18 protein-coding genes are annotated in these 22,933 nt (G+C 66.6%); 9 read left to right on the top strand and 9 right to left on the bottom strand.

The window, feature by feature from the left end; all coding sequences use genetic code 11:
- Positions 1 to 25: 25 nt before the first annotated feature.
- A complete protein-coding gene (locus O3301_RS01270) occupies positions 26 to 1,312 on the top strand; it encodes a DUF445 domain-containing protein (protein ID WP_305055264.1) in 1,287 nt (428 codons plus the stop codon).
- 7 nt (positions 1,313 to 1,319) lie between these two features.
- Here the strand turns inward: O3301_RS01270 and O3301_RS01265 are convergent, their stop codons facing one another.
- From O3301_RS01265 to O3301_RS01255, 3 genes are read right to left on the bottom strand one after another with little or no spacing between them, the layout of a single operon-like run.
- Entirely contained in the window at positions 1,320 to 2,342 is a 1,023-nt protein-coding gene (locus O3301_RS01265) for an LLM class oxidoreductase (RefSeq protein ID WP_305055263.1), read from the bottom strand.
- Positions 2,343 to 2,360: 18 nt separating this feature from the next.
- Positions 2,361 to 2,984 carry a glutathione S-transferase family protein gene (locus tag O3301_RS01260; RefSeq protein WP_305055262.1) on the bottom strand — a complete coding sequence of 208 codons (624 nt, stop codon included), beginning with the start codon at positions 2,982 to 2,984 and terminating at the stop codon, positions 2,361 to 2,363.
- Entirely contained in the window at positions 2,981 to 4,378 is a 1,398-nt protein-coding gene (locus O3301_RS01255) for an MFS transporter (protein ID WP_305055261.1), read from the bottom strand. Before O3301_RS01255 ends, O3301_RS01260 begins: the two co-directional genes overlap by 4 nt.
- Before the next feature lie 123 nt (positions 4,379 to 4,501).
- Between O3301_RS01255 and gcvA the strand changes: the two genes are divergently transcribed.
- Positions 4,502 to 5,404, top strand: a complete 903-nt coding sequence (gene gcvA / locus O3301_RS01250; protein WP_305055260.1) for a transcriptional regulator GcvA — start codon at positions 4,502 to 4,504, stop codon at positions 5,402 to 5,404.
- 123 nt (positions 5,405 to 5,527) lie between these two features.
- On the opposite strand, the gene O3301_RS01245 is transcribed toward gcvA, so the two are convergent.
- Positions 5,528 to 5,716: a hypothetical protein gene (locus O3301_RS01245; protein ID WP_305055259.1), complete on the bottom strand. Its 189-nt coding sequence runs from the start codon at positions 5,714 to 5,716 to the stop codon at positions 5,528 to 5,530.
- 493 nt (positions 5,717 to 6,209) lie between these two features.
- Here O3301_RS01245 and O3301_RS01240 point away from each other — a divergent pair, with 493 nt between their 5' ends.
- The 4 genes from O3301_RS01240 to O3301_RS01225 all read left to right on the top strand — a co-directional run bounded on the left by O3301_RS01240 (position 6,210) and on the right by O3301_RS01225 (position 10,822).
- Positions 6,210 to 8,015: an alpha/beta hydrolase gene (locus O3301_RS01240; protein ID WP_305055258.1), complete on the top strand. Its 1,806-nt coding sequence runs from the start codon at positions 6,210 to 6,212 to the stop codon at positions 8,013 to 8,015.
- Positions 8,016 to 8,038: 23 nt separating this feature from the next.
- The gene (locus O3301_RS01235) at positions 8,039 to 8,884 is read left to right on the top strand and encodes a universal stress protein (RefSeq protein ID WP_305055257.1); all 846 of its coding nucleotides are present in this window, start codon (positions 8,039 to 8,041) and stop codon (positions 8,882 to 8,884) included.
- A 101-nt stretch (positions 8,885 to 8,985) separates the two neighbouring features.
- Complete coding sequence (locus O3301_RS01230) at positions 8,986 to 10,044, top strand: alpha/beta fold hydrolase (RefSeq protein WP_305055256.1); 1,059 nt, start codon at positions 8,986 to 8,988, stop codon at positions 10,042 to 10,044.
- 79 nt (positions 10,045 to 10,123) lie between these two features.
- Positions 10,124 to 10,822: an alpha/beta hydrolase gene (locus O3301_RS01225; RefSeq protein ID WP_305055255.1), complete on the top strand. Its 699-nt coding sequence runs from the start codon at positions 10,124 to 10,126 to the stop codon at positions 10,820 to 10,822.
- A gap of 9 nt (positions 10,823 to 10,831) precedes the next feature.
- Here the strand turns inward: O3301_RS01225 and O3301_RS01220 are convergent, their stop codons facing one another.
- Positions 10,832 to 11,818 (bottom strand): magnesium and cobalt transport protein CorA, encoded by a 987-nt coding sequence (locus O3301_RS01220; protein ID WP_099664247.1) that lies wholly within the window; start codon positions 11,816 to 11,818, stop codon positions 10,832 to 10,834.
- 186 nt (positions 11,819 to 12,004) lie between these two features.
- Between O3301_RS01220 and O3301_RS01215 the strand changes: the two genes are divergently transcribed.
- The 3 genes from O3301_RS01215 (at position 12,005) to O3301_RS01205 (ending at position 15,985) form a co-directional block, all read left to right on the top strand.
- Positions 12,005 to 12,532, top strand: coding sequence for a sigma-70 family RNA polymerase sigma factor (locus O3301_RS01215; RefSeq protein WP_289898178.1), 528 nt, complete (start codon positions 12,005 to 12,007; stop codon positions 12,530 to 12,532).
- A 1-nt stretch (position 12,533) separates the two neighbouring features.
- Positions 12,534 to 13,502, top strand: a complete 969-nt coding sequence (locus tag O3301_RS01210) for a FecR domain-containing protein (protein ID WP_305055254.1) — start codon at positions 12,534 to 12,536, stop codon at positions 13,500 to 13,502.
- A gap of 62 nt (positions 13,503 to 13,564) precedes the next feature.
- Entirely contained in the window at positions 13,565 to 15,985 is a 2,421-nt protein-coding gene (locus tag O3301_RS01205; protein WP_305055253.1) for a TonB-dependent receptor, read from the top strand.
- Positions 15,986 to 16,057: 72 nt separating this feature from the next.
- On the opposite strand, the gene O3301_RS01200 is transcribed toward O3301_RS01205, so the two are convergent.
- From O3301_RS01200 to O3301_RS01185, 4 genes are all read right to left on the bottom strand, one after another.
- Positions 16,058 to 17,434 (bottom strand): OmpA family protein, encoded by a 1,377-nt coding sequence (locus O3301_RS01200; protein WP_305055252.1) that lies wholly within the window; start codon positions 17,432 to 17,434, stop codon positions 16,058 to 16,060.
- Between the two features lie 196 nt (positions 17,435 to 17,630).
- A complete protein-coding gene (locus tag O3301_RS01195; RefSeq protein WP_305055251.1) occupies positions 17,631 to 20,150 on the bottom strand; it encodes an ATP-binding protein in 2,520 nt (839 codons plus the stop codon).
- Between the two features lie 10 nt (positions 20,151 to 20,160).
- Positions 20,161 to 21,189, bottom strand: a complete 1,029-nt coding sequence (locus tag O3301_RS01190; protein ID WP_289915382.1) for an ABC transporter substrate-binding protein — start codon at positions 21,187 to 21,189, stop codon at positions 20,161 to 20,163.
- A complete protein-coding gene (locus O3301_RS01185) occupies positions 21,186 to 22,823 on the bottom strand; it encodes a response regulator (RefSeq protein ID WP_305055250.1) in 1,638 nt (545 codons plus the stop codon). The genes O3301_RS01190 and O3301_RS01185 overlap by 4 nt, the downstream gene beginning before the upstream one ends.
- Positions 22,824 to 22,933 lie beyond the last annotated feature (110 nt).

Genomic DNA, 22,933 nt, shown 5'->3' with positions numbered 1-22,933 from the left:
TCGCAACCACCGCAGGCCGCCATCCATGCAACGTTCCCCCGACCTCATCGCACAGCTGGACCAGAGCACGGACCAGCTCAAACGCGCGCGCCTGCGCAACATGCAGTGGCTGGCCGTCGGCTTGCTGCTGCTGGCCGCGCTGGTATTCGCCGTGGCCCGCTCGCAGCGGGACGGCCATCCCGCCTGGGGCTACGTGGAAGCGTTTGCCGAAGCGGCCATGGTGGGCGCGATCGCCGACTGGTTCGCCGTCGTCGCCCTGTTCCGCCACCCGCTGGGCATCCCCCTGTGGCATACGGCCATCATCCCGAACAGCAAGGCGGACATCGGCCGCAGCCTGGGCGCCTTCGTGGAAAACCATTTCATTACCGAACAAGGCATCGCCGAGCGCATCGTGCAAGCCGACCCCGCCGCGCGGCTGGGCGCCTGGCTCGGTAACGAGACCCACGCGCGGCAGCTGGGCATGGCCGGCGCCGGTGTCGCCAGACAGCTGCTGGCGATGGCCGACCACGACAAACTGGGGCGTCTGCTGCGCGAGCAGGCCAGCAGCTACCTGGGCCAATTGAATTTGTCGGACGTGGCGGCCGACTGCATCGATGCGCTGATCGCCGACGGCAAGCCGCAGGAATTGCTGGACTTCCTGCTCGACCGCAGCGCCGCCTACCTGGACGAAGAGCACCACCACGCCGCCATCGGCGACTTCGTGCTGGGCGCCTTCCAGATCGAGAACGCGCTGGTGAAAAAAGCCGTGAAAGCGTATGAACCGCGCATGATCGCCTCGCTGCAGAAATTCGCCCTCGCCGTGCGCGTCGATCCGGCCCACCCGCTGCGCCAGCGCATCGCCGGCTGGATCGCCGACAGCGCGCTGCACCTGAAGGCCGACCCGCAGTGGCAAGAGACCGTGCGCCGCTACCAGCTGCAGCTGATCGCCAGCGATACGGTGCAAGCCATGCTGGGCGACGTCTGGAACCACCTCCGCGCGCGCCTGCTGGCCGATCTGCATGCCGACCAGCCCGTGCTGGCGCAAGCCATCGCCGGCCTGGCGCAGAACACGGGCAAGGTACTGGGCGCGGACCAGGCTGCGCGGACATGGCTGAACGACGCCATCGTCGCCGGCAGCGGCGCGCTGGTGCGCCGCTACCGGGGCGAGGTGGGCGCCTTCATCGCCGCCCGCCTGGGCCTGTGGAGCAAGGACGAAATGAGCGAGCGCATCGAACTGGCCATCGGACGCGACCTGCAATTCATCCGCATCAACGGCACCGTCGTGGGCGGCCTGGCCGGCTTGCTGATTTATACGGCTACCCAGCTGTTCTAGGCCGCCTTCACCAGCGCGGCACGGCCTTGGCCGGCGCCGCATGCGAGGGAAAATGCGGCAGCACTTCCTGCGCCAGTTCCTGCAGCACCTCCGCGGCCGGGCGCTGGCCATGCTGGATGCCCAGCGCCGCATGGTTGACGCCAGCGTCCCGCCATTCACCGAGCAAGTCGATCAAGCCCCTGCGTCCCGTGCGCAGCACATAGCCGCTGCGCACGGGCGTGCGCGGATAATCGGGGTCGTCCACCAGGTCCAGCCACTCGTTGCACATGTGCGGACGAAAGCCGCCATCCGGTATGCAGGCGCGCCAGGCGCGGATCTTGTCCGCCAAGCGGCGCGACCCCTCCGGCGTATCCGTCGCTTCCGGATACGTGAGCCAGCCGTCGGCGTGGCGCCCTATCCATTCCAGTGGCTGCCCCGAGGAACTGGTGACGACGAGGGGAATGGCGCCCGCCACGGGCTTGGGCAGCAGTTCCAGGCCAGCCAGGCTGCCCAGCGGGCCGTCGATGCTGGCGGGGCCTGCCTGCAGCAGCTGGCGGAACATGTGCACGGCCTGCGCATAGCGCGCGCCGCGCGTGGCGTATGGCACGCCATACGCGGGAAATTCGCTGGCCCGGTCGCCCGAGGCCGTGCCCAGCACCAGGCGTCCGCCCGACAGCTGGTCGATGCTGGCGGCCGCCTTGGCCAGGTCGATCGGATGGCGCAGGGTGAAAATGGCGCTGCCCGTGGCCAGGGCCAGCGACTCCGTGCGCGCCGCCAGATACGCCAGATAGGTCCACGGGTCGAACAACTGGCCCGCATCGCCGAAGCGCGGGTCGAACAGGGGAATGTCGCGCACCCAGGCGGCGGCAAAGCCTTGCCGGTCCATGGCGGCGACCAGGTCGGCCTGGCCAGCCAGCGCCTGCATGTCGCCCTGGTAAAAACGCAGCGGCAGATAAATGCCGAGGGTGAGCGCGCCGGGCGCGAACATGCGGCGGTAGCCTGCATGGTGGGCAAACGCGTGCGAAGACGCGCCGCTGGTATCGATCGTCATATTGTTCCTTGATATAGGTCAAGCGCCCGTGGCGGGCGCGGGAAGCGTGATGCCCAGCTGCACGGCCGGGCGGGCCGCCACGCGGGCGTACCAGGCGGCCACGTGCGGCCAGTCATCGAGCTTGAAGCCGACCAGGTCGGCGATGTGCAGCCAGCCGAAGCTGGCGATGTCGGCCATGGAATAGTCGTCGCCGGCCAGGTAGGCGTGATCCGTCAGGCGGCCGTCCATGGTGGCCAGCGCCGCGTCGCACAAGTGGCGGAAGTGCGCCGTAGCGACGACATCCGCCCCGCCGTCGGCCAGTTCAAAATGCACGCGCTGGCCCAGCATCGGCCCCATGCTGGCCGCGTGAAATTGCAGCCAGGTGATGGCGGCCCAGCGCAGCTGCGGCTGCGCCGGCAGCAAACGCCCCGTCATTTCCGCCAGGTACAGCAGGATGGCGGCCGACTCGAACACGGTGATGCCCGTGTCGTGGTCGACCAGCACGGGAATGCGCCCGTGCGGATTGAGGGTCAGGAAGGCGGGCAAGCGGTGCTCGCCCTGTTCGATGCGCACATGGCGCAATCGATAGGGCAAGCCCAGTTCGGCCAGCGCGATGGTGGCCTTGAAACCGTTGGGCGAGCTGTCGGTATAGAGCTCCATCATGGCGCCGCCTCCTGGCGCGCGGCCTTGCCGGGCAGGATGACGATGGCGCAGGCCAGGCCCGCCGCCACCAGGCAGGCGGAAACGAGGATGGCGCCGCTGTAGCCTTGCGCGGCCGTGCCGCCGCCGGCCAGCACGGCGATGCTGACCGCCACGCCAACGGCCAGGCCGACGGCCGAGCCGACTTCCTGCGTGGTCGTCAGCATGCCGCCCGCCAGGCCATGGTCCGCTTCCGGCACGCCATCGATGCCGGCCACGGTCCAGGCGGGAAACGCCAGGCCATAACCGATGCCGGCCAGCACGGTGCCGGGCAGGATGGAGGCGGCCCAGGCAGACAGCGTGGCCAGCGACGCGCCCAGCATGGCCAGCCCGCCGATGAACAGCAGCATGCCGCCAACGATGACGGGCTTGGTGCCGCAGCGGGCGATCAATGCCGGTCCGGCCCACGCGCTGGCCAGCGTAAAGGCGACGGCCATCGGCAGCAAGCCCAGTCCCGTACGCGTGGCGGAAAAGCCCAGCACTTCCTGCATGGCCAGCGCCACGACGACAAAGGTGGGGCCGAGGGCCGTGTTGGCCAGCAGGGAGACGACATTCGCGCCGCCCGTCGAGCGGCGCAGGAAGACGGCCAGCGGCATCAGCGGCGCGGCCACGCGCCCTTCCACCCAGACGAACAGCGCCAGCAAGGCCAGTGCCAGCGCGACCAGGGCAAACGTGAGCGGATGCGCCAATCCCACATGTTCGCTATTGGCAAAGGCAAACACCAGCGTCGCCGCGCCCGACGCCACCAGCAGCGCGCCCCACACGTCGAGAGAGCCGCCAGCCGCGGCGGCATCGGGCCGGCCCTGGGGCAAGGCCGGCGACAGGGCCAGCACCAGCAAGCCGACAGGCACATTGATCCACAGCACCCAGCGCCAGCCCAGCAGGTCCGTGATGAAGCCGCCCAGTATCAGTCCCGCGACAAAGCCGCTGGCCGCCACGGCCGTCCAGGCGCCGAGCGCCCGGTTGCGCTGCGCCGGCTCGGGAAACACGGCCAGCAGCAGCGAGAACGCGGCCGGCGAAAACATGGCGGCGCCGAAGCCCTGCAGCGCGCGCGTGGCCACCAGCATGGCCGGGCTGTGCGAAAAGCCGCCCAGCAGGGAGGCGGCCGTGAACAGCAACAGCCCCGCGATGAAGACGCGGCGGCGGCCAAACAGGTCGGCCGCGCGCCCGCCCAGCAGCAGGAAGCCGGCGATGGCCACGCCATACGCATTGATCACCCATTGCAGCCCGCCGGGCGTGAAGCCCAGGCTGTGCTGGATTTGCGGCAAGGGGATCATGGTGATGGAAAAATCGAGCAAGGCAACGAATTGCGTGGTGCACAGCAAAAGCAGGCAAAGCTGCCGATGTGAAAGTAACATGGAGATCCTATCGATATAGTTTTACTCGACGTCAAAAGAACGCCGCATTCCCCTATAATGCGTTTTCCCAGAGCGAAACAGAAACGATGTTTTTTCGCGCTTGACTTTAGAAAAACTATATCGATGACGCATCCTTTACCGCTCCAGGCGCTGCGCGCCTTTGTCGAAGTGGGCCAGCGCGGCAGCATCAAGGCGGCCGCCGAAGCGCTGCACGTGACGTCCGGCGCCGTCAGCCAGCAAATCCGCCTGCTGGAAGAACGGGTCGGCATGCCCCTGTTTACGCGCGAACGCCAGGGCTTGCGCCTGACCGAGGCGGGCGCCAGGGTCCACCCCGCCCTGTTGGGCGCCTTCGCGCAGATCGCCGGCGCCAGCCAGGCGCTGGAAGACATGGGCGCGCGCCAGACGCTCACCGTCAGCACGGTCGCCACCTTTGCCGCCGCGTGGCTGGTGCCGCGCCTGGGCCGCTTCAACCAGCGCCATCCCCATATCGAAGTGCGCGTGGAAGCGACATCCGCGCTGGTCGACCTGCGCCGCGACCGGGTCGACGTGGCCTTGCGCCACGGCCTGGGCGACTATCCGGGCTTGCAGGTGACGCGTTTGATGGCGCCCGTGCTGGTGCCCGTCGCCAGCCCGGCCCTGATGGCGGGCCAGCCGCCCATCGCCACGCCGGCCGATTGCCTGCGCTACCCGCTGCTGCACGATACGGACCGCGCCGACTGGCCCCTGTGGCTGGCCGCGCATGGCGCGCCGGACGGCAGCGAGGATGCGGCGCGGGCGCTGCGCGGCTCGGCCTTCGAAGATGATTTTCTGTTGATACGCGCGGCCGAGGCGGGCCAGGGCCTGGCCCTGGTGCCGCAGCTGTACGCGCAGGAAGAAATCGCCGCCGGGCGCCTGGTGCAAGTGCTGGACTTGCCGTGGCCCGCGCGCTTTGCCTACTACCTGGTGACGCGGCCCGACGCAGCCACGCGCCCCGCCGTGCAGGCATTCATGGAGTGGATTTGCGAGGAAGCGCAGGCCACGCGCTAAGTAATCATCAGGAAATCATTGTCAATTTATGAGGAACAAGATCGGATGCCAGGCAAGGCGCTCGCTGCGACGCACAGCGCCGCTTATGGAAGCCAGAAATCGCAATCATTTATTGGGGCCTGCTTACAGCGCATGCCCCCCGGCCGCACACGACACCACGCCGCACGCGGTGCTGAACAGCACCGGCACGCCGGCGCGTCCCATGGCGATGCAGCTTGCGGCGGGCAGCACGGCCAACAGCAGCGCCAGGTAGGCGAGCACCTGCAGGCGGCCCAGGGCCGGTCGCACAGCGCCCGCGGTATCGCGCGCCATGCCGCGCCTGAACGCCGTATTGCCCCTGCAGGCATCTGCCCTGCCGCTTGTCATCCAGTTCGTAAGCATGTCCCTCTCCTCGATTCCGGTTACCGGCCTGTCCCGCCTGCTTGAACGGCCTGCACGCCTGCTGGTCAGGCTGTAATGGTATTTTGCTGCATAAATTTACCAAATACAATAAATAAATCCAAAAAGAAACAATTTTTTAGTTTGCCATAATGCATGGTTGCGCAAAGAAATCCGCCTTGACAGAGTGTAAAATGGGGAACTGGACACTGGCGCCGCCATCGAGTCCGGGTATTGCCGCATGGAAAATTCAATTTTAATCATTGCAATCAGTAAATTCGTTGGAATGCATTTCGTTTATGCAACAAACGGACTTGGCCATCCCGGCGGCAGGTTGCCGGCCGCAGGCATCCGGCCAAACTTGATGTAGATCATAATTTTTTGAACAAGCTCTTGCTATCCTGTAAAAAAATGACGGGAGCCCCGGATGAACAAGACGCAGTCGAGCAATGCGGAGCAAAAGTTTGCACATGAGCGCCTGGGCAGCGCCTGGCAAGGCGTGCCGGTTCCCGGCTATCCGGAAAGCGCGCCGGAAGGCGCCACGCTCGACCTGCTGCTGAACGCCTGGCTGGGCAAGTTCACGGGCGGCATTTCGCCGGCCGCGCTGGGCAACGCGTATGCCGACTGGCTCAGCCACCTGGCGCTGGCGCCGTCGAAGCAGCAAACGCTGCTGCAGGAAGCGTGGAAGAAGATCGGCCGCTGGCAGCAATATGCCTGGCAATCGGCCCTGACCGGCGGCGCCGCCGAGCCGCCGTGCATCGCGCCGCTGCCGCAGGACCGGCGCTTCGACGACCCGGCCTGGCAACGCTGGCCCTACAATCTCGTCTACCAGGGCTTCTTGCTGCAGCAGCAGTGGTGGCACCGCGCCACCACGGGCGTGCGCGGCGTCTCGCCGCACCACGAGGATGTCGTCACGTTCACCGTGCGCCAGTGGCTCGACATGCTGGCGCCGTCGAACTTCCTGCTGACCAATCCCGTGGTGCAGCAAGCCACCCTCGCGAGCGGCGGCGCCAGCCTGGCGCGCGGCATGGTCCACGCGGCCGACGACTGGCAGCGCGCCGCCATGGGCGCCGGCGCGGCCGGCGAAGCCACGTTCAAGGTGGGCGGAAACGTGGCCGTCACGCCGGGCAAGGTGGTCTACCGCAATGACTTGATCGAATTGATACAGTACGCGCCCGCGACAGAGAGCGTGCATGCCACGCCGCTGCTGTTCGTGCCCGCCTGGATCATGAAGTTCTATATTCTCGACCTGTCGCCGCACAATTCGCTGGTGCGCTACCTGGTGGGCCAAGGCCACACGGTGTTCATGATTTCCTGGAAAAACCCGCAGGAAGAAGACCGCGAGCTGTCGCTGGAAGACTACCGCCAGCTGGGCGTGATGGATGCGCTCGACGCCGTTGCCCGCATCACGGGCGCGCCGCAGGTGCACGCGGCCGGCTACTGCCTGGGCGGCACCCTGCTGGCGATCGCCGCCGCGACGATGGCGCGCGACGGCGATGCGCGCCTGGCCAGCCTCACCATGCTGGCCTCGCAGGTGGACTTCAAGGAGCCGGGCGAACTGTCGCTGTTCATCGACGACAGCCAGGTCAGCTTCCTGGAAGCGGCCATGTGGAAGCAGGGTTACCTCGATACGAAGCAGATGGCGGGCGCCTTCCAGTTGCTGCGCTCAAACGATCTGATCTGGTCGCGCCGCTTGAACCACTACCTGCTGGGACAAGATGAACAGGACAGCGACCTGATGGCCTGGAACGGGGACGCCACGCGCATGCCCTGCCGCATGCATTCGGAATACCTGCGCCGCCTGTTCCTGCACAACGACCTGGCCGAAGGCCGCTACCGCACGGCAGGCCGCCACATCGCCCTGCCCGACATCGATGCACCGATCTTTGCCGTCGGCACCCTGACGGATCACGTGGCGCCGTGGCGCTCCGTCTACAAACTGCAGCTGCTGACCGACACGGACGTCACCTTCCTGCTCACCTCGGGCGGCCACAACGCGGGCGTCGTCTCGCCGCCGGGACAGCCGCGCCGCAGCTACCAGCTGGCCACGCACCGCCACGACGCGCCGTATGTCGACGCGGACAGCTGGCAGCGCGACGTGCCGCACCATGACGGTTCCTGGTGGCCCGCCTGGCAATCCTGGCTGGCGCAGCAAGCGGGCGCGCAAGTGGCGCCGCCGGCCATGGGCCCCGATCTGGGCGACGCGCCGGGCAGCTACGTGCTGCAGACCTGACAACTGACAACCGAGGAAACGCCATGCCCTACACCACCCTGCTGGTCCACGTCGACAATTCCCGCCACTGCGCCCAGCGCATCCGCCTGGCCGTGCGCCTGGCCATCGCCGAAGGGGCGCACCTGATCGGTTCGGCCATGAGCGGCATCTCGCGCTACGCGTATGGCGGCGGCGTCAACGCGCTGCAGTTTGCGCCGGCGCAGATGCAGGCGCTGCGCACCCAGGCCAGCGAAGCCTTGCACGACTTCGAGCGCATCGCGCGCGAGGAAGGCCTGGGCGCCTACGAAACGCGCTTCGTCGACGACGACGCGCAAGGCGCGCTGCTGCTGCAGGCGCGCTATTGCGACTTGCTGATCCTGGGCCAGACGGATGCGCAGGATACGCCGTCGCGCGTCATCGCCGGCACGGCCGAATACCTGATGCTCCATTGCGGCCGGCCCGTGCTGATGGTGCCGCACGCGCCCTCCGCCGCGCCGGCGGGCGCCGCGCAGCATCCGCTGCTGGCCTGGAACGGCAGCGCCGAAGCGCTGCGCGCCATCACCGATGCGCTGCCGCTGCTGCAAAGGGCGCGGCAAGTCACCCTGGCCGTCGTCAATTCGCACGCCCAGCCGGCCGCGCACGGCGAGCAGCCGGGCGCCGACCTGGCCCTGTACCTGGCGCGCCACGGCGTCAACGTCGAGGTGCTGCAGCACGACACGCCGCCGGGCCAGGACGTGGGGACGGCGCTGCTGGCCATGGCCGCGCAGCGGCGCTGCGACCTGGTCGTGATGGGCTGCTACGGCCACATGCGCCTGCGCGAAGCGCTGCTGGGCGGCGTCACGCGCACGGTGCTGCAAGAGACGACGTTGCCGGTGCTCGTGTCGCACTAGCGCGGCCGGCGGGCCTTCAGCCTTCCTTCACCCGCCCCTCATCCGCGCTTCATGCGCGGCGGCGACACTGCTCATGCCCTCACCCACACCAGGAGTACAGCATGAGCATGACACCCGGCGCCCCCGCGCATTTCCACGCCCGCAGACACTTTCTGTCGGGGATGACGGCGCTGGCCGGCCTCGCCGCATGCGGCGGCAGTTCGCTGCCGCGCGCATCCGGCGTGACGGACCGGCAGATCGGCGTCGCCCCCGGCGTCAGCCTGCACGTGCGCGACTGGCCATCGGCACGGGGTGACAGCGACGACGTGATCGTGCTGCTGGCCGGCCTGGGCGCCAATGCGCATGCGTTCGACAGCCTGGCGCCCGCGCTGGCGCGCCGCCACCGCGTGCTGGCCATCACGCGGCGCGGCTACGGTTCGTCGAGCAAGCCAACGCCCGCCAGCGACGCCAGCTACTCTCCCGCCACCCTCGTGGCCGACCTGCTGGCCGTGCTGGACGCACTGAAGGTGCCGCGCATCATCCTGGCCGGGCACTCCATCGCCGGCAACGAGCTGACCCTGTTCGCCGGCAGCCACCCGCGGCGCGTGCGGGGCCTCGCCTACCTGGACACGACCTTCGATTACCTGGCCAGCGGCGGCTATGAAGAACCCGCACCGACGCCCTACGACGAACCGCCGCCCGGCCCGGCCGACCTGGCATCGCTGGACGCCTCGATCGCCTATGCCAGGCGCATCAACAAGCAATGGTGGCCCGCGCTGGAAGCGAACTGGCGCGATGCACTGGAAGTGCTGCCCGACGGTTCGGGGCGGCCGAACACGCCGCCCGCCATCGCCAGGGCCATGGACGTGGCCGCGCACAATTTTTCGCCCGACTACCGCCGCGTGCGCGCGCCGGCGCTGGTCGTCACCGTCGATCCCGGCACCTTGCGCAACCTGTTTCCATGGCTGCTGCAAGCCGATACCGCCACCCGGGCCGCCGCGCAGGAAGTACTCGACTTTATCCGGCCGCTGCGCCTGGCCGACGGCGAGCAACTGGCCGCCGCCCTGCCCGGCAGCAGCCACCTGGTGATGCGCAACGGCTTCCACAGCGATTTCTTCATCGAATACGAGAGCACGGTGGTCGACGCCATCGAGGCCATGCGCTGGGAAGGTCTACAATAGGCGTGCAGCCAGCCGCCGCGCAGTGCCGCCTCGCACACGGCGCGGTCTTCTCCGTTTCCCTTGTCCCAAGGAGTTCCGCATGAGCAAGCAAGCCACCATCGTCCTCGTCCACGGTTTCTGGGGCGGCGCCGCCCACTGGAGCCGCGTCATCCTCGAATTGCGGCGCCAGGGCCACACGGCCATCCGCGCCGTCGAACTGCCCTTGACGTCGCTGGCCGACGACGCCGAACGCACGCGCAAGATGGTGGCGCAGGTCGATGGCCCGGTGTTGCTGGTGGGACACTCCTACGGCGGCGCCGTCATCAGCGTGGCCGGCAATGCGCCGAATGTGGCGGGCCTCGTGTACATCGCCGCCTTTGCCCCCGACGCGGGCGAAAGCCCGGGCAGCATCACGCAGGAACACCCGCCGCTGGGCGCGGCCAGCCTGGAAGGCGACAGCGACGGCTATCTGTGGGTCAAGCCCGAACAATACCATGACAGCTTTTGCCAGGACCTCGACGCGGAAGAAGGCGCCGTGCTGGGCGTGGTGCAGAAGGCGCCGCTGGCCAGCACCTTCGGCGACACCGTCAGCGACCCGGCCTGGAAACATAAGCCCAGCTGGTACCAGGTGTCCAGTGCCGACCGCATGATTTCCCCCGTCAACCAGGAGCGCATGGCGGCGCGCCTGCAGGCGCGCAAAGTCATCACGCTGAACGCCAGCCACGCGTCGCTGGCCTCGCGCCCCGTGAAAGTGGCGGCGCTGATACTGGAGGCGGCAAGCGCGGTGGCCGCAGCGTAAGCCTGCCGGCTACAGCCAGCCTTCGCGCTTCAGGCGGCGGTGCAGCCACCAGCAGCCGGCGATGATGACGACGATCACGGCCGGATAGCTGCCGCGCCACTTCAGTTCCGGCATGAATTCGAAGTTCATGCCGTACAGGCTGAAGACCATGGTGGGCACGGCCAGGATGGCGGCCCAGGCGGCCAGGCGCTTGACGACCTCGTTCTGGCGGATCGAAATTTGCCCCAGCGCCACCTGCATGGCCGAGTTGACCAGTTCGCGCATCTGCCCCGCCGTATGCGTGACCCGTTTCACGTGGTCGAGAATGTCGCGGTAATAGATGCGGTTTTCCTTGGGCACGATATCGCCATGGAAACGGATCAGCTGGGTGCAGATGTCATGCAGGGGATTGACGGCCGCGTCGAGCTTCAGCAGCTCCGTCTTGAGCTGGTAGAAATCCTGCAGCTTGTCTTCGCTCAAGCTGGGCTTGAACAGCTGCAGCTCATGGTGCTGGAAGCGGGCCTGCAAATGGTCGATGCAGGGCTGATACTGGTCGACGATGAAATCGATGATGGAATACAGCACGTAGCCGGGACCGCTGGCCAGCTTCTCGGGCATGCTTTCCTTGCGTTCGCGCAACTTCGCATAGCCGGCCGAGGCGCCGTGGCGCACCGTGATGATGAAGCGGGGGCCGAGAAAGACGTGGGTTTCGCCGTAGACGATGGCCTCGCCATCCAGGGTGGCCGTGTGCATCACCATGAACAGGGTGTCGCCGTACTCTTCCAGCTTGGGGCGCTCGTGCGCGCCCTGCGCATCCTCGACGGCCAGTTCGTGCAGGCCGAAGGCCGCCTGCAGCGCGTGCATGGCCGTGACGTCGGGGCTGGCCAGGCCGATCCACACGAAACAATCGGGGTCGCCGAGGAAGTCGCCCACCTTGTCGATATCAAAGTGCGCGATCTTCTTGCCGTCGCGATACGCTTCGCAATTGACGACGGCGGCGTGGGTACTCAGGTCCATGGTGTTTTTCGGCCAGGGGCAGCAATATTGGGGGGGCCAGTATAGCGGAAAGCCCATGATTGCCATGCCAATCCGGCTGCCGCATTGACATTCGGGCACGTCAATGTAAAATGAGAACCATTCGCATTTAAGAAGAGCCTGCATGCGCCAGCGGCACGGGACTTCCGCGCCAACCTGGAGTGTGCCGTGACGTATGCCGTATCGCCTGCCGCCGATTCTCAAAGCCCCATGTCATTGAGTCAGCTGTATGGCCAGCACCATCCGTGGCTGTTGCGCTGGCTGCGCGGCAAATTGTCCTGTACGGATCACGCGGCCGACCTGGCGCAGGATACCTTCATCAAGCTGCTGGCCACGCCCGGCGAGCGCGCCGTCACCCTGCGCGAGCCGCGCGCCTACCTGACCACCGTGGCGCGCCGCCTGCTGATCGACCATTACCGCCGCCAGTCGCTGGAGCAGGCCTGGCTGGCCACCCTGGCGCAGCTGCCCGCCCCCGTCACGCCGTCGGCGGAAGACCGCTTGCTCATCCTGGAAACCCTGCACCAGATCGACGCCATGCTCGACGGCCTGGGGGCGAAAGTGCGCACGGCCTTCCTGCTGTCGCAGCTGGAAGGCATGGCGTATGCGGACATCGCCGCGCGCCTGAAAGTAAGCGAGCGCACCGTCAAGCGCTACATGGTGCAGGCGTTCGAACAATGCATCCTGCTGCTGGCCTGACATGAGCGCGGCCCTCGATGCACGCGCCGCGCGCGAAGCGGCGCACTGGATGATGCGCCTGCAAGGCGGCGAACTCGACGCTGCCGCGCAGCAGGGGCTGGCCCGCTGGCGCGCCGCCCACCCCGACCATGAAACGGCGTGGCAGCGGGCCGAGCAAGTATGCCGCACCTTCGGCATGCTGCCCCCGCCGCTGGCCATGCCCTTGTCCAGGCAAGTGCTGGACCGCCCGTCCGGCGCGCAGCGCCGCGCCATCCTGAAGACCCTGGCCGTGCTGATCGTCGCCGGGCCAGCCGGCTGGGCCATGCTGCGCGTGGCGCCATGGCAGGCATGGACGGCCGACCTGCGCACGGCCACGGGAGACATCCGCCATTTCCCCCTGCCCGACGGCAGCGGCTTGAGCCTGAATACGGCCAGCGCCGCCGATGTCGCCTTCGGCGCATCCCTGCGCCTGGTGCAGCTGCGCGGCGGAGAGATACACGTGGCGACCAGCCCCGATCCCCTCGGGCGTCCCTTCATCGTGCGCACCAGCAACGGCAGCATCCGCGCCCTCGGCACGCGCTTCACGGTGCGCCAGGACGACAGCCTGCTGGGCGCGCGCACCCACGTGGCCGTCTCGCAGGGCGCCGTGGAAGTGCGGCCCGCCGAAGGCCGGCCCGTCATCGTGCAGGCGGGCTGGCAAGCCAGTTTCGATGAAACGGCCGCCGGCGCGCCGCAGCCGCTGGCGCCGCACGCAGCCGCCTGGCTCAAGGGCTTGCTGTACGCGGACGACACGCCGCTGGAGCAGGTGCTGGCGCAGCTGGCCCGCTATCGCCACGGCGTGGTGCGCTGCGATCCGGCCGTGGCGCGGCTGCGCGTGTCGGGCGTGTACCAGCTGCGCGACACGGACGCCCTGCTGGCCCTGCTGCAAGCGTCGCTGCCCATCCGCGTGCGGCGCCACAGCCGTTGGTGGATTTCCGTCGAGCCCGCATAAAAATTTTTGAGAACAATGTCCCTTTCCGTCATGTGCCCCGTCAATCCACACAGGACCAACACATGAACGAAGGGAAACAAGCAATGAAGCACTACCGCCACACCAGCATCACCCTGGCCCTGCTGGGCAGCCTGGCCTTGACCGCGCCCGCATCCGCCCAGCAGCAACCGCAACAGGCGCCCACGCGCCACTACCAGGTAGCCGCCGGCCCCCTCGGCGCCGTCCTGTCCGCGTTTGCGGCCGACGCCGGGGTCAGCATTTCCGGCGCCGCCAGCCTGTATGCGGGCTTGAACAGCCGCGGCTTGAACGGCAACTACCAGGTGGCCGACGGTTTCGCCCGCCTGCTCGATGGCAGCGGCTTATACGCTGTCGACCAGGGTGGCGGCCACTACGCCGTGCGCAAGCTGCCCTCGGCGGCCGATGCGGCCACCCTGCCCGGCATCGCCGTGCGCGCCACGGCCGAGCGCAGCACGAGTACGGAAGGCACGGGCTCGTACACGACGCCGGCCACGGCCAGCGCCACGGGCCTGGTGCTGTCCTTGCGCGAGACGCCGCAATCGGTCAGCGTCATCACGCGCCAGCGCATGGACGACCAGGACTTGCTGACGGTGCGCGACGTGCTGCGCAACACGCCCGGCATCGCCGTCAACCAGTTCGACACGGAACGCAGCACCTTTTCCGCGCGCGGCTTCGACGTCGACAACTTCCAGTACGACGGCGTGCCCACCACGTATAAGGTGCAGTATTCGGGCGGCGAATCGGAAATGGATTCGCTGATCTACGACCGCGTGGAAGTGACGCGGGGCGCCACGGGCTTGCTGACGGGCGCCGGCTACCCGTCCGCCTCGATCAACCTGGTGCGCAAGCGGGCCAGCGCCAGGCAATTCGAAGGGCAATGGTCGCTGGCGGCCGGCTCGTGGAGCGATTACCGGGGCACGCTCGACCTGGCCGCGCCGTTGAACGGGGATGGCTCCGTGCGCAGCCGCGTGGCCGGCGCCTGGCAAGACCGCAAGTCGTTTACCAATGGCTATTCGAACCAGCGCCAGCTCGTCTACGCCACCGTCGAAGCGGACCTGGCGCCCGGCACCGTGGCCATGCTGGGCGCCAGCTACCAGAAGAACGACCCGAAAGGCAGCAACTGGGGCGGCTTCCCCCTGTGGTACAGCGACGGCACGCGCACCAATTTCGACCGCTCCGTCACGACTGCGCCCCGCTGGGCCGCCTGGGCCACGGAACAGACGAACGTGCACGCCACCGTGGAACATGCACTGGGCCAGGGCTGGAAAGCGCAGGCGCAAGCCATGTACAGCAAGCACACGGAAGACACGCCGCTGGTATTCCTGGCCGAACGGCCCGATAGAATCACGGGCCTCGGCATGCTCGGCTATCCGAACCGCTACATCGGCGCGCGCGACCAAAGCAGCGCCGACGTGAAGCTGTCGGGGCCATTTTCCCTGGGCGGACGCCAGCATGAAGTCATCGTCGGGGCCAACTACACGGTGCAGCACGCCGAGTTCAGCGTCAAGGAGGCGCTCGACCCTGAACCGATCGGCAATTTCCTCGCCTGGGATGGCAGCTACCCGCAGCCCGCCTGGGGCGAACTCGTGCTGTCGGAAAAATACACGACCAAACAATATGGCGCGTATGGCGCGGCGCGGCTGAACCTTGCCGACAACACCAAATTGATACTCGGCGGTCGCTTGAGCCGCTGGGACAAGGACCGCATCGGCTTTGACGGCAGCGCCCGCTTTGCCTTCGCCAAGAGCAAGTTCGTGCCCTACGCGGGCGTGGTGATCGATCTCAATGAGACATACTCGGCCTACGCCAGCTATACGGACATCTTCCGCCCGCAGGAAAACCAGGACCGCACGGGCGCCTGGCTGGACCCGCTGACGGGGCAAAGCATGGAAGTGGGCTTGAAGGGAGAACTGGCCGGGGGCCGGGCCAACGGTTCCATCGGCATCTTTGAAATCAAGCAGGACAAGCTGGCCCAGCCGGACGGCGCACACAGGATTCCCGGCACCACCACGCAAGCGTACTACGCGGCGCGCGGCGCCACCAGCCGCGGCATCGAGGGAGAATTGTCGGGCCGCTTGGCGCCGGGCTGGAACGTGACAGCCAGCGCCAGCCACTTCCGCGCCAAGGACCGCGAGCAACAGGACATCAACACCCTGTCTCCGCGCTCGACGGCGCGCCTGTTCACCACCTGGAAGGTAAAGCCAGACCTCACCGTGGGCGGCGGCATCAACTGGCAAAGCAAGTTCTACTTTGACGACGAAGGCCCGAACGGCAAGGAAAGAGTGACGCAGGAAGCCTACAGCACGGTGAGCCTGATGGCCACGTACCAGCTGTCGCGCCAGTTGACGGCCCAGCTGAACGTGGAAAACACGCTGGACAAGAAATACATCAACATCAACACCTACGCGCAAGGTACGTATGGCGTGCCGCGCAGCGTGCGGGGGACGTTGACGTACCGGTTCTGATATCGCATCCAACGGCATAACACGCCAGGCGAGTTGCGGAAACGGCTGCAAACGCCGCTGCCACCGCTCGCCTCACTGCGTTTGCGCGTACAGCACGCGCACCTCCACCCTGCGGTTCAAGGCATTGCACTGTTCCGTTTCATATGCGGTAGTGCTTGCCTCGACAGGGCATTTCACGCGCGGCTCCCGCGCACCCGCCCCTTCCGATCGCATTGTCAGATTCTTTCCATCCAGCGCAGTTCTGAGTACATTGACAATCGCCTCTGCGCGCAGCTCCGATAGACGTTGATTATCCACGGCTTTTCCAGCAATACTGCCCGCGAAAGGACGAGCGTCACTGTGGCCGCGCACCATAATGTCATGCGGCGTACCCGATGCCAGAATGGCTGAGGCAAGAGCCTGCAGACGCGGTTGTGCCGTTGGCAATAATTGCTCGCTGCCGGTTTTGAACAGCAAGTCGTTGGATAGGTCGAAACAGGGATTCAAGACAGGCCGGCTCTTGATGATGCGCATCGTTGCCGCATCCAGACGCAAGGTGGCAACCTTGAGGACGACCGGTTCAGGGCTGAAAATACTGGCCTCCGGCTTCGTGCGTACGCTGAACGTGACAAGCGACACGCCGCCAACGCCGGTCCACAATACATCGGCATGATGTACCAGCAATCGCCCCCCGGCGCTCCTGCGGCAGTCAAGGATGGGGCGGCCGACGACTTCCGTGACGCGCTCGATTTCACCGAGCTCGGTCTCGGGCACTTCGATGCTGACGTCAGGAATACGCACACCCAATAGCTGGAAAGCCATATGCACCATCTTCATGAACGGCCCGAAGAACAGCACGAGTACCAGCGGTGCGACGAACACTGCGGCAAGCTGCGCCAATCTGCGCTGCGGCTTCGGCTGCGCACCTGCGACCGTGATACCCGCTTGCGTACCAGCCGTGCCTAGAAAGAGGGTAAGAAAACCGGCACAGAAAAAGATCAATATCAGTAAAAACAAAGAAGGTCTAGCACCGGCGAATGCATACAGCAAGGACAGCAAAAAAAAGAAAAGCGATACCAGGCAATAGCCAACGCCACGCAGCCCGGCTGGAACGACAAACAGGGTCGCCTGACCACAGCCAGCGTACCTCCTGGAAACCCGCTTTTCCAGCCAGGAGCACAGCTGGAGCAGCCACACTGCGGACATGGCCCCGAACAACAGGAAGATACAGTACAGAAAACCGAACATCAGTGCCACAAAGATAAAGAATACCACTTCGCCTGGCGTCAAACTGCTGGGAAAAAACTGAATGTCAAACAGATAGGTCAGCGTGACGATGGCGCCCACTGCAACGGCCAGTTTATATGTCAAGGTCGTCACGAGATCGAGGATCGCTATTTTCTTGCTCAGCGAATCGCCGCTATACGTCGGGACAGGTGCTGCTTCTGGCGGGGGGCTCGGTATGATCACAGTATCGCCTTAATTAAAGACAAGACGTTTGACTCGCTTGGACAGACAACAGACATACTCATCACTCCTTTGGCAAAGGCTGGAATGACGGATCCATCTATACAAGTCTAGTGAGTCGTCACGCCGCTGTGCGGCGATCGCAGCGAAGCTTGATACAGATTAAACAAGGACGATCTGGCTCGAACGAGCTCGCCACCTACCCCGTCGAAATAACCATGTTCAAGGCGCGCCGCAATTCCTTCAGCCGCGGCGGCTTGCCCAGCACGCAGTTGACGTGTTCGGGGTAGTCGCTGTCGGCCGCCAGGCGCTGGCCCCAGCCCGTGAGCATGATGATGGGCGTGGCCGGCGAATGCTGGCGCACGGCGCTGGCCACCTTGCGCCCGTCCACGTGGGGCATGCCCAGGTCCGTGATGACCACCGCGAAATGCTCGCCCCTGTCGCAGGCGGCCAGGAAGCAGTCGATGCCGGCCTGGCCGCCATCGGCGGACACCACGTCGTGGCCGTCGATTTCCAGGATGTCGCGCAGGGACTTGAGCACCATCGGGTCGTCGTCCACCACGAGGATGCGCAGGCGCGGCGGCACAGCGTGGGCCGTGTCGGGCACTTCGACCCCCTCGCCTTCCGCGCAGGCGGGAAACGCCAGGCGCACCGCCGTGCCCTGCCCCGGCGCCGTGACGATGTCGATGCCGGCCCCATGGCGCTCCATCATGCCGTACACCATGGCCAGGCCCAGGCCCGTGCCCCGCTCGCCCTTGGTGGTAAAAAACGGCTCCAGGCAGCGGCGGCGGGTATTTTCGTCCATGCCGATGCCCGTATCGCCCACTTCGACCTGCACCTGCCGTACCCCGGCCTGGCCCGGCCCGGCGATGCAGGCCGTGCGCACGGTCAGGGTGCCGCCTTCCGGCATGGCGTCGACGGCGTTGAAGACCAGGTTCGTCAGCGCTTCGCGGATTTCACCCACGCTGCCGGGCAGCATGGGCAACCCGTCCGCCAGCTCCATGCGCAGGGCGATGACGATGCCGCGCTGCTGCGGCATGTCGCTCCAGCGCGCGCGCGTCAAGTCCAGCACCTGCTGCACCACCAGGTTGACATTGATGGGCGACAGCGCCAGTTGCGGTTCGCGCTGGCGGTAAAATTCGCGCATGCGCGCCACGGTGGCGGCCACGTCGTCGATGGCCCGTTCGATGACTTCCAGACAATGCCGGCCCTGCGGACTGAGATTGGTTTCCGTCTCCAGCAAGGACTCGGTGTACAGGGCCACGGGGGAAATGGCGTTATTGATATCGTGCGCGATGCCGCTGGCCATCTGCCCCAGCGCGCGCAGGCGCTCCTGCTGCATCACCGACTGCTGGGTCTGGCGCAAATCGTCATACGCGCGTTGCAGCGCGCCGTAGAGCTGCGCCTGGTTGGCGGCCAGCGCCACGTGCTCGCTCAGCTGGCTGAGGAATTCGCATTCGCCGCTGGTGAAACTGTGCGCGGCACGGCGCGCCACGATCAGGATGCCGAAGACCGTGTTTTCAGCCAGCAGCGGCGCCATGACGAGGGCGCGCAGCCCCCCTTGCGCCAGCCGCTGCGGAAACGGAAACGCCACATCGGCGATATCGGCTTCATACACGAGCTTGCCGCGCACGCAGCTCGACAGGCCATTTTCATCGATGGGAATGTGCGCGTGTTCGCTCATCATGAAGGACTGCGCCAGCGCCTCGCTGCGCACGCCCACGCACGTCACCTGCAGCGCGTGCTGCGACGGCTCATACAGGCAGATGCAGCTGAAATCGATGGGCAGCTGCTCTTCCAGGCTGCGCACCACCACCTGGAAGATGCTGCGCAAGTCCTGCCGCTCGCCGATCGAGCGCGTGATCTGCTGCAGCAGGTTCAGGCGCTCGAGCTGTTCATGCACCTTGCGCTCGGCCAGCTGGCGTTCGGCGATCTGCGTTTCCAGGGCGGCATTCGTGTGCGCCAGCTCGTCGCGCGAGACGGTGGTGCGGCGCAGCTTTTCCGTCATGCCGTCGAAGGCGCGCGCCAGGTCGCCGATTTCATTCTTGGTGTGCACGCCGAGCGCAAAATCGAGTTTGCCGGCGCCGACGATCAGGGTGCCCTGGCGCAACTTTTCCAGCGGTCCCGTGACGCTGGTCATGGTGAAGTAGATCAAGCCGGCCACCAGCGCGATGATCATGCCGCCAAACAGCACCACGGCCACGTTGGCTTGCTGCTGCGCCTCCAGCACGCCTTGCCGGCTCAATTCGGACAGCCGCATCGCATCCGAAATCATGCCCTGCACCTTGCCCATGATCTGGCCCGACAGGCGCGCTTCCAGCTCGCCCAGCACCTCGCGCCGCTGCGGGTCCTGCCCCAGCTCGCGGTGATTCGCGACAAACAGCTCGAACAGGCCGCCCACGCCGGCCAGGTCGCCCTGCAATTCGCGCAGCAGCTTGCGCTCTTCGTCGCCGTTGAAGGCGGGCGTGGCCAGCAGCCCCGTGGACAGCGACTCGCTGCGCAGCTGCCACTGGGCGCGCGTGCGCGCGCCATGGTGCAGCGCATACTCGATCGACAGGTAGCGCAGCGACGTGACAGCTTGCAGGATATCGGCCGCCGCCTTGTTCTTCGCCAGTTCGCGCTGCATCGCCATGGTGGTGGAGAACAGCACGGCGACGATGATGGCCACCAGCACCACGCAAAACAGTTGGGCCAGCTTGAAGCGCGTGACAATTTTCACGGTGGCCCTCTCAATGAATGACCGTCACGGCCGATGGCGCCACGGCTTCCAGGCCATCCAGGTAGACGGCGTCGAGGAAGTTCGGCATGTCGCCGCGCTCGCCCAGGCGGTTCTTGATGGCCCAGCGCGCCTCGTCTTCCAGCGCCAGCAGCAAGCCCTGGTCGAGCACGACGCCAAACTGATAGCCGTGCCAGGCCGCCTGCAGGCGCGCCGCTTCGCCGGGCGACGCCCTGGCAAACAGGGCGCGCGCGGCGTCGGGTTCGTCCTGGCAAAAGCGCGCGCCGGCGATCAGCGCGCGCAACACCTTGCGCATCGTCGCCGGGTGCGCGCGCACGTAATCGCCCGCGCCGGCCACGTTGAACAGGCCCGCATACACGTCCTCGCCATAGAAGATGGCCGCCTTGCCCGCGATGGCGTGCGTCATGGCCGTCAGGAACGGTTCCCAGCCGGCCGCCGCATCGACCTCGCCCCGCGCCAGCGCAGCGGCCAACTGGTCCGGCGCGTAGTTGTGCAGGGTGACTTCGCCGGGCAGCAGCTTCTGGCGGTTCAGGAAGGCGTCCAACGCGAACTGGCCGGAGGTGCCCAGGGTCACGCCGATGCGCTTGCCCTTCAGGCTGGCGGGCGTGGACACGCCGCGGTCCAGGCGCCCCACGATGCCGTGGTCGCGTTCGGCCTCGAAGATGCTGGCGATGATGACGACGGACTGGTTCTTCAGACTCGCCAGCACCACGGGAATATCGGACACGGTGCCCAGGTCGGCCTGGCCCTGCAACACGGCTTCCAGCGAAGCCTTGCCCGACGAGTAGGATTGCAGCCGCGCGTGGATGCCTTCGCGCGCGAAATAGCCCTGCCCGTGCGCGGCCAGCACGGGGCAGCTGCCCACGTATTCCGCGTTCACGGCCAGGCGCAGCTCTTCCACGGGGCCGGGCGGCGGCGCGGGACGGGCAAACAGCCGCCACAGGGCGATGGCGGCCAGCATCGCCAGCAGCAGTGCGGCCGCCAGCCAGACCGTCCGCCGCGCTGGCGTCGGGCCGCTCATGCGCTGCACTGCGCCGTGGCCAACTCCAGCGCGCTGTTGACGGCCTCGGAAAACGCCACCACGTCGACCGGCTTGGTGAGATAGCAGTAAAAGCCGGCCGCCAGCCCCTGGCGGACATCGCCGGGCCCCGCCACGGCCGTCAGGGCGATGACGGGAATATGCGCCGTGCGGGCATCGGCGCGCAGCAGCTGCATGACTTGCGTGCCGCTGATGTCGGGCAGGTCGATATCCATCAGTATCAGCTGCGGCAGGTGGCGGCGCGCCATCTCCAGGCCCGTTTGCCCGTCGCCGGCCGACAGCAGGTCGAGATCGGGGCGAAAATGGATCAGACCCGCCACCAGGGTCACGTTCAGGGGATTGTCTTCCACATACAGCAGCGTCTTGCGCTCCGGCAACGTTATCGGCTCGGCGGGCCGGGCGATGGCGGGCAGGCGCGGGCTTTCCTGCAGCGGCTGGCGCGCCGGGCAACTGGCGATATCGAGCCAGAAGGTGCTGCCGCGCCCGGGCGTGCTGGCCACGCCCAGCCTGCCCTGCATGGCTTCGGCCAGGCGCTTGCTAACCACCAGTCCCAGGCCCGTGCCCTCCTCGTCGCGCGCATCGCGTCCAAGGCGGTTGAAGGGCTGGAACAGCGCCTCGAGCTGCGCGGCGCTCAGCCCGGCGCCCGTGTCGCGCACGGACAGGCGCAGCCGCTGCGCATCGACGGGCTGGCAATCGACGTGGATCTCGCCCTGTTCGCGGTTGTACTTGACGGCGTTCGACAGCAGGTTGATCAGCACCTGCTTGAGGCGCGTGCGGTCGGCCAGCACATGCAGGCCGACCGCTTCCACGAACGTCAGGGTGATGCCGCGCTTGTGCGCCAGCGGTTCCATCATTTGCCAGCATTCGTGGTAGATGCCGGCCAGGTCCACTGGCTCCATCGACAGCGACATATTGCCCGACTCGATCCTGGCGATGTCGAGGATATCGTTGATCAAGGTCAACAAATGCCGGCCGGCGCCGAAGATGTGCGAGGCAAAGGTTTTCCTTTCCTGCGCCGTCGAGGGGATGGAATCGGATGTCAGCATCTGCGAAAAGCCCAGGATGGCGTTGAGCGGCGTGCGCAACTCGTGGCTCATGCTGGACAGGAAATTGGTCTTTTCCTGGTTCGCCCGCTCGGCCACTTCGCGGGCCAGCTGCAAATCCTTGTTCATGGCGTCGAGTTCGGCCGTGTGCTGGCGCAGCAGCAGTTCCAGGCGCGCATTGGCGATGCGCAACTGGCGCGTTTCCAGCGCCCGCGCCAGTATCAGCAGGATGCCCGACACCTTGAACGGCTTGACGACGTAATCGAGCGCGCCCGCCTGCATGGCCTGCACGGCCGAGGCAATCGTGCCTTCGCCCGTCATGATGATGCAGGCCAGGTCGGGATCGATCTGCCGCGCCGCTTCCACCACGGCGATGCCGTTCATGCCCGGCATCATCAGGTCGACCAGCAGCAGGTCGAACGATTCGACGGCCAGCAGGGACAGCGCCGCCTCGCCCGAGGCGAGCCCCGTCGTGTCGTAAGCCTGGCCGCGCAAGGTGTCGCACAGCGCGCGCACATGCGCCAGCTCGTCATCGACGATCAGTATCCGCGGCGGCATTGGTGAGCTGTTCATGCATTCTCCTGGCGGCATGGCCTTGCGGACCTGGAACCTGCCCCGCAAGATGCGTTCCGAGCATAGCACTTGAAAATTACCAAAAATACACGCTTTGTCACGCGCACGGC

This window comes from Janthinobacterium sp. SUN211, from assembly GCF_030587315.1.
Taxonomy (GTDB): domain Bacteria; phylum Pseudomonadota; class Gammaproteobacteria; order Burkholderiales; family Burkholderiaceae_D; genus Janthinobacterium; species Janthinobacterium kumbetense.
This window is presented reverse-complemented; position numbering and strand designations above follow the sequence as displayed.

Coding starts and splice junctions, on each gene's coding strand:
- O3301_RS01225 (WP_305055255.1), top strand. CDS start 10,124: ATGAGCAAGCAAGCCACCATCGTCCTCGTCCACGGTTTCTGGGGCGGC.
- O3301_RS01235 (WP_305055257.1), top strand. CDS start 8,039: ATGCCCTACACCACCCTGCTGGTCCACGTCGACAATTCCCGCCACTGC.
- O3301_RS01185 (WP_305055250.1), bottom strand. CDS start 22,823: ATGAACAGCTCACCAATGCCGCCGCGGATACTGATCGTCGATGACGAG.
- gcvA (WP_305055260.1), top strand. CDS start 4,502: ATGACGCATCCTTTACCGCTCCAGGCGCTGCGCGCCTTTGTCGAAGTG.
- O3301_RS01260 (WP_305055262.1), bottom strand. CDS start 2,984: ATGATGGAGCTCTATACCGACAGCTCGCCCAACGGTTTCAAGGCCACC.
- O3301_RS01220 (WP_099664247.1), bottom strand. CDS start 11,818: ATGGACCTGAGTACCCACGCCGCCGTCGTCAATTGCGAAGCGTATCGC.
- O3301_RS01210 (WP_305055254.1), top strand. CDS start 12,534: ATGAGCGCGGCCCTCGATGCACGCGCCGCGCGCGAAGCGGCGCACTGG.
- O3301_RS01265 (WP_305055263.1), bottom strand. CDS start 2,342: ATGACGATCGATACCAGCGGCGCGTCTTCGCACGCGTTTGCCCACCAT.
- O3301_RS01245 (WP_305055259.1), bottom strand. CDS start 5,716: ATGGCGCGCGATACCGCGGGCGCTGTGCGACCGGCCCTGGGCCGCCTG.
- O3301_RS01190 (WP_289915382.1), bottom strand. CDS start 21,189: ATGAGCGGCCCGACGCCAGCGCGGCGGACGGTCTGGCTGGCGGCCGCA.
- O3301_RS01255 (WP_305055261.1), bottom strand. CDS start 4,378: ATGTTACTTTCACATCGGCAGCTTTGCCTGCTTTTGCTGTGCACCACG.
- O3301_RS01240 (WP_305055258.1), top strand. CDS start 6,210: ATGAACAAGACGCAGTCGAGCAATGCGGAGCAAAAGTTTGCACATGAG.
- O3301_RS01230 (WP_305055256.1), top strand. CDS start 8,986: ATGAGCATGACACCCGGCGCCCCCGCGCATTTCCACGCCCGCAGACAC.
- O3301_RS01205 (WP_305055253.1), top strand. CDS start 13,565: ATGAACGAAGGGAAACAAGCAATGAAGCACTACCGCCACACCAGCATC.
- O3301_RS01270 (WP_305055264.1), top strand. CDS start 26: ATGCAACGTTCCCCCGACCTCATCGCACAGCTGGACCAGAGCACGGAC.